We start from the raw sequence: 5,559 nt of genomic DNA, 5'->3' as shown, positions 1-5,559 counted from the left end.
GTGACAAGATCGAGCATGGAAACCTCCGAGGATCAGGGGAAACGACCCCAAAATCCTCGGATGCGGCGCCTTACAGACGAAATCTCAGCGAGGAACGCGCCGCAACGCCCTCCCGCGCGAGCGGGTTAGTCCAATGGCGCAATCCGCTGATCAATATGTTGCGCGGCCACCCGACAGATCGAAGATGCCGCCAGTCGAGAACGAGCATTCGTCCGAGGCGAGCCAGAGCACCATCCGCGCCACCTCGTCGACCTCGACGAAGCGTCCCATCGGGATGCGCGCGAGGATGTCGGCGCGACGCTCCGCCGAAATTTCCTTCGCCATCGCGGTTTCCGCTGCGGCCGGCGTGATGGCGGTGACGATGATGCCGTCACGCGCCGTCTCCTTGGCCGCGCTCTTGGTCAGCGCGATCACCCCAGCCTTGGAGGCGGAGTAGGCTGCGGCCAGCGCCATGCCCTCCTTGCCTTGGATCGAAGCGATGTTAACGACATGGCCGCGCAGCGGATGACCGCCGGTGGCAGCACGCGGAGCCTGCATCCGCATGCGGCCGAGTAGCGCGCGGCTGACGAGGTAGGTGCCGAACAGGTTGACCCGCAGCACCGCCTCGAAATTCCGAGGATCGGTCTGCCAAATCGGCTTCACCTCGCCAAGAGTGCCAGCATTGTTGACGAGGATGTCGACGCGCCCATGCGTGGTGAATGCGGCCGCCGCAGCCGCGTCGACGGCGGCCGCATCGGTGATGTCGACAAGCTGGGCAGTGACGCCCAGTTCGGCAGCAGCCGCCTCCAGCTTGACCCGATCGGCATCCCATAATTCCACCGTCGCGCCAGCATCGCGCAGCCCGGCGGCGATGCCATGGCCCAGCCCACCGGCGCCGCCCGTGACGATAGCCTTGCGCCCGGCGAGATCGTAGCAGGCATCCATCAGCCGGCGCTCCAGGCGGTCTTGGTTCGGGTGATCTGGAGACGGTAGAGGCCGAGCGAATAGGGCCCTTCGCCGCCGACAGCATCGAGCGCAGCGGAAGACAGCGCCTGCTTCGCCAGCGCGGTGAACTCGGCCTCGTCGCCCCAGGCTTCGAGCAGCAGCACCCACCGCGGCACGGCATTGGCGACACCGCGGGCCTTCTGCTCGGCGGTTGCGATACCGCTCGCCTCAGCATCGGCGACGAGCAGATGCACGCCGGCTACGCCCGGCTTGTCCAGCAGGTCCGGGATGAAGCGCCGCAGCAGCGCATCCCGGTGAGCTTGCTCGCCTCCCTCGGGCACGTCGTAGCGCAGCGTCGCGATCAGCCCACCTTGGGCCGGGCCGGTAGTCTGGGCGACACGGCAGATCGAGCGGGCGACAGAGCGAAAATGCTTCACCGCGCTCAGCGTCCAGGGCGTCGGCGCATTAACGCGGGCTGTGTAGTCCTGGCTCTTCAAGGTCTCGACGCTCAATGCCTCGTAGAGGTTGAAGAACTCCAATTCGGCCTCGATCGCGACATAGCGGCGCCCGCGCAGGAAACCCGGAATGCCGACGCGCTCCGGCATGTGCTCCTGGCCGTGCCAGGCGTAGAACTCGGCTCGCCCCTCCGGCGCGATGTCGTGCCAGATCGCGACCGCCCCCTCACCCGCCAGACTCATGCGCCCTCCCGTATTCCGCCGCGAGGCGCGTTGACTTGGCCTCGTCGCGCTCTTATACGGAAAGCAATTCTGAATTGGAAATCATTTCCAAATAATGGTCCGGGGGATGAAACGCAGGTGACGATCGCGGCCGTCGAGCGGGCGTTGAAGCTGATGGAGGCGCTGGCTGGCGCGCCGGATGGCGTCGATCTCAGCCTGCTCGCGGAACGGCTCGACCTGCCCTTCAGCGCGACGCATCGCCTTCTCGCCACGCTGGCCGAGCGCGGCTTCGTCAGGCAGGACGCGCATTCAGGCGCCTATGGGCTGACGTTAAAACTGGCGCAGCTCGCCTTTCGCGATCTCGACAGCCGCGGCTTGCCTGATGCCGGCCAGATCGTGCTGGACCGGCTGGCGGCGGCGACGCGGGAATACTGCCGGCTCGCCGTGGTCGAGGGCGGTGATTTGATCTGGATCGCTCGTTCGCAAGGTGCGACAGCTGGGCTCCGCTACGAGCCGCCGATGGGTTCCGGGCCCGTGCTGCATGCGACCGCTACGGGCAAAGCGTGGCTGGCCTCGCTGCCGGAGACCGAGGCGCTGCGCATCGTCTTTGCGCGCGGCTTCGACGGCGACGAGCGCACCGGGCCGAACGCGCTCAAGGATGTCGATGCGCTGCGCGCCCATCTCGACGAGACGCGGCGACGCGGCTTCGCCATCGCGGTCGAGGAAGGCGAAATTGGCATCGTCGCGATGGCGACGACCTTTCGCGCCGGACCCGATCCGGCCGTACCTGTCGCCGGGACGCTCAGCGTCGCCGGCCCGTTGCCACGCATGACGGAAGAGCGGCGCATCGCCATCACCGAGGCGCTCGGGCGGGCGGCGGAAGAAATGGCCGATATCTGGCCGCTGCGCCGACGCCAGATCCCGCAGTCTCTGGCTCATCCGGTTGTCTCGGCCAACCAGAACCATCCCGCAGGAACACCGGCATGAGCGACAATGCCGCCAACGCCTCCCCCGCCGCAGCAGATAGCGGGCATAGCAGATTCCAGGAGTGGAGCTCGGCCATCGCCTGGCCGCTTATGAGCTTCGCCGTGCTGCTCGCCGCCTGGGAATGGCTGGTGCCGCTCGCGCGCATTCCGGGATACATCCTGCCGGTGCCGAGCGCCTTCTTCGAGCGGCTATGGACCGACCGCGGCGAGATCTTCCGACATACGCTGGTGACGGGCAACGAGATCGTCCTCGGCTTCCTGATGGCGGCGGTGATCTCGATCCCGCTCGGCTACGTCATCGTCTCCGTGCGGATCCTGGAAAAGGCGATTTATCCGGTCATCGTCTTCTTCCAGCTCGTGCCAAAGATCGCGATCGCGCCGCTGTTCGTCGTCTGGTTCGGCTTCGGCCTGTTCCCGAAGGTGCTGCTGACCTTCCTGCTCTGCTTCTTCCCGACCCTGGTCGCCAGCATGACCGGCTTCCGCGCGCTGGACGAACGGGTGCTCTATCTCACCCGCTCGATGGGCGCGTCCGCCTGGCAGACCTTCCGCTATGTGCGGGTGCCGGCGGCGCTGACCTATATCTTCTCGGGACTCAAGGTCTCGGCCGTCTTTGCCGCAACCGGCGCCATCGTCGGAGAGTTCGTCGGCGCCAATGCGGGGCTCGGCTACCTCTTGCTGCGCGGCACGAGCTTCCTCGACATGCCGCTGATCTTCGCCTGCCTGGTGGCGCTGAGCGTCGTCGGCATCCTGTTCAGCTACATCGTCGACGGCCTCGAAATCCTGCTGATGCCCTGGCAACGCAAGGGCTGAATCCAGATCACCAATAAGCCGGACGAACCGGCTCAAGGGAGGACATGATGAACAGACGCATGCTGATCGGAGCCGTCGCGGCCATCGCGCTGAGCGCTTCCGGCGCTCTCGCGCAAGGCGCCGGCAAGCCCATGAAGATCACGCTCAACTTCCTCGCCGCCGCGCCCAATGCCGGCTTCATGATGGCCAAGCAGATGGGCCTCTACCAGAAGGCCGGCATCGACCTGACCATCGAGGAAGGCAAGGGCTCCGGCACCACGGCCCAGATGGTCGCCACCGGCCAGACCGACCTCGGCTTCGCCGACGCGCCGGCCGCGATGCAATTGCGCACCAAGGGCGCGCCGGTGAAGATCATCGCGCCGGTGCTGCAGACGAACGGCTTCGCCATCATTGCGCTCGAGGATAACGGCATCGTCTCTCCGAAAGACCTCGTCGGCAAGAAGGTCGCGGTGCAGCCCGGCACGGCGCAGACCACCCTGCTCGACGCCATCCTGGCCAGCAATCAGATCGACAAGAGCAAGCTCGACATCATCAACATCGATCCCGGTGCCTTCGTTGGGGCGCTGCTGGAGAAGAAGGTCGACGCCATCCTGGGCGGCGCCGATTTCCACTCGGTCCAGATCCGCGAGCGTGGCTTCAAGGTGCGAGACATCTTCTACCGCGATGTCGGCGTGCCGACGGTGGGGCTGTCGATCATCGCACGCGACGACAGGATAAAGGCCGATGCCGAGTTCTACAGGAAGTTCGTCGAGGCCAGCCTGCTCGGCTGGGACGCTGCCCGCAAGAACCCGGACGCCGCCGCTGACGCGGTCGTCGCGCAGTTCCCCTCGGTGAAGAAGGCGCAGGTGCTCGCCCAATTCGACGTGGTCAACAAGCTGCTCTGCGCGCCGGGTGCGACCGCGCTCGGCAAGGTGCCCGACGCGAACTGGACCAAGAGCTTCGAACTGCTGACCCAGTATCTCGGCCTGCCCAAGGACAAGCCGATCACCGACTACTATACGACGGAACTGCTGCCCGCCTCGGCGCCGTCCTGCCCCTGACAAGCCAGCTTTCGTCATCCCGGACGAAGCGAAGCGGAGATCCGGGATGACGTCGGATTGATCGAGACACGAGCATGAACGCCGCAGCCACCCACGCCGCCGCCTCGATCGAAGGGCGCGGCATCATCAAGACCTTCGGCAGCTTCACCGCCGTCGATGGGCTGACACTCAACATCCGCAGCGGCGAGTTCGTCAGCCTGATCGGCCCGTCGGGCTGCGGCAAGAGCACCTTCATGCTGATGGCAGCCGGGCTGATCCCTGTCAGCCAAGGCGAGCTCGTTGTGAACGGCCAGAAGCTGACCTCGCCCCTAACCGATATCGGCATCGTCTTCCAGGATCACCTTCTGCTCGAATTTCGCACGGCGATGGAAAACGTGTTGCTGCAGGCGGAGATCCGCGGCCTGCCGCTGGGGCCGGCGCGCGAGCGGGCGCTCGACCTGTTCGCCAAGCTCGGCATCTCGCATGCGGTAGACCGCTACCCGAAGCAGCTCTCCGGCGGAATGCGCCAGCGCGTCTCGATCGCCCGCGCGTTGATTCACAACCCCGCCGTGCTGATGATGGACGAGCCCTTCGGCGCGCTTGACGCCATTACCCGCACCCAGATCCGGCACGATCTCGAACTGCTCTGGATGGAGCAGGCCAAGACGGTGGTGTTCATCACCCACTCGATCGAAGAGGCGATTGGGCTTTCGGATCGTGTTCTGGTGATGTCGCCGACGCCCGGCCGCATCGTCGACGAGATTGCGATCGAGCTGCCGCGCCCGCGCCCGGCCCATCTCGGCGATTATCCGAGCTTCAATCACTATGCCGACCGCATCCACGACGCCTTCCGGCGTTTTGGGGTGATCAAGTATTGAAGGCGGAACTGGCCGTCGGCTTCGATAACCGGCTGCGACGGATGGTTGTGGCCCTCGCTTTCGGACGTGCCACTATCGTGAATCGCTGACGTCCGCTTTTCGGCGGACCGCCAACGTCCGCAAATGTGAAGGGTTTCGGATGCCGGCCCGCGCGAGCGGGTTTGGGCCGGGCTGAGGGCCGGCGTCCGAAAGCCTCCAGGGGAAGAACCCGCGGCCCGGGGCTGTGCGCTATGGGGATTTCGCCGAGCGGCGTGGTTGGCGGGCT

At 65.9% G+C, this 5,559-nt stretch carries 6 protein-coding genes; 4 read left to right on the top strand and 2 right to left on the bottom strand.

The window, feature by feature from the left end; all coding sequences use genetic code 11:
- Positions 1–150: 150 nt before the first annotated feature.
- Positions 151–924 carry an SDR family NAD(P)-dependent oxidoreductase gene (locus ACOJTB_RS17820; RefSeq protein ID WP_420103867.1) on the bottom strand — a complete coding sequence of 258 codons (774 nt, stop codon included), beginning with the start codon at positions 922–924 and terminating at the stop codon, positions 151–153.
- Entirely contained in the window at positions 924–1,622 is a 699-nt protein-coding gene (locus ACOJTB_RS17815; RefSeq protein ID WP_420103866.1) for a hypothetical protein, read from the bottom strand. Before ACOJTB_RS17815 ends, ACOJTB_RS17820 begins: the two co-directional genes overlap by 1 nt.
- Positions 1,623–1,739: 117 nt before the next feature.
- Between ACOJTB_RS17815 and ACOJTB_RS17810 the strand changes: the two genes are divergently transcribed.
- From ACOJTB_RS17810 to ACOJTB_RS17795, 4 genes are all read left to right on the top strand, one after another.
- Positions 1,740–2,588, top strand: coding sequence for an IclR family transcriptional regulator (locus ACOJTB_RS17810; protein ID WP_420103865.1), 849 nt, complete (start codon positions 1,740–1,742; stop codon positions 2,586–2,588).
- Entirely contained in the window at positions 2,585–3,397 is an 813-nt protein-coding gene (locus ACOJTB_RS17805) for an ABC transporter permease (RefSeq protein ID WP_420103864.1), read from the top strand. Before ACOJTB_RS17810 ends, ACOJTB_RS17805 begins: the two co-directional genes overlap by 4 nt.
- A 47-nt stretch (positions 3,398–3,444) precedes the next feature.
- Positions 3,445–4,437 (top strand): ABC transporter substrate-binding protein, encoded by a 993-nt coding sequence (locus tag ACOJTB_RS17800; RefSeq protein WP_420103863.1) that lies wholly within the window; start codon positions 3,445–3,447, stop codon positions 4,435–4,437.
- A gap of 74 nt (positions 4,438–4,511) precedes the next feature.
- Positions 4,512–5,294, top strand: a complete 783-nt coding sequence (locus ACOJTB_RS17795) for an ABC transporter ATP-binding protein (RefSeq protein ID WP_420103862.1) — start codon at positions 4,512–4,514, stop codon at positions 5,292–5,294.
- Positions 5,295–5,559: the final 265 nt, after the last annotated feature.

This window comes from Allobosea sp. (genome assembly GCF_048595345.1).
Classification (GTDB): domain Bacteria; phylum Pseudomonadota; class Alphaproteobacteria; order Rhizobiales; family Beijerinckiaceae; genus Allobosea.
This window is presented reverse-complemented; position numbering and strand designations above follow the sequence as displayed.

Excerpts from the sequence above, each read along its gene's own strand:
- ACOJTB_RS17820 (WP_420103867.1), bottom strand. The coding sequence starts at position 924 with ATGGATGCCTGCTACGATCTCGCCGGGCGCAAGGCTATCGTCACGGGC.
- ACOJTB_RS17815 (WP_420103866.1), bottom strand. The coding sequence starts at position 1,622 with ATGAGTCTGGCGGGTGAGGGGGCGGTCGCGATCTGGCACGACATCGCG.
- ACOJTB_RS17805 (WP_420103864.1), top strand. The coding sequence starts at position 2,585 with ATGAGCGACAATGCCGCCAACGCCTCCCCCGCCGCAGCAGATAGCGGG.
- ACOJTB_RS17800 (WP_420103863.1), top strand. The coding sequence starts at position 3,445 with ATGAACAGACGCATGCTGATCGGAGCCGTCGCGGCCATCGCGCTGAGC.
- ACOJTB_RS17795 (WP_420103862.1), top strand. The coding sequence starts at position 4,512 with ATGAACGCCGCAGCCACCCACGCCGCCGCCTCGATCGAAGGGCGCGGC.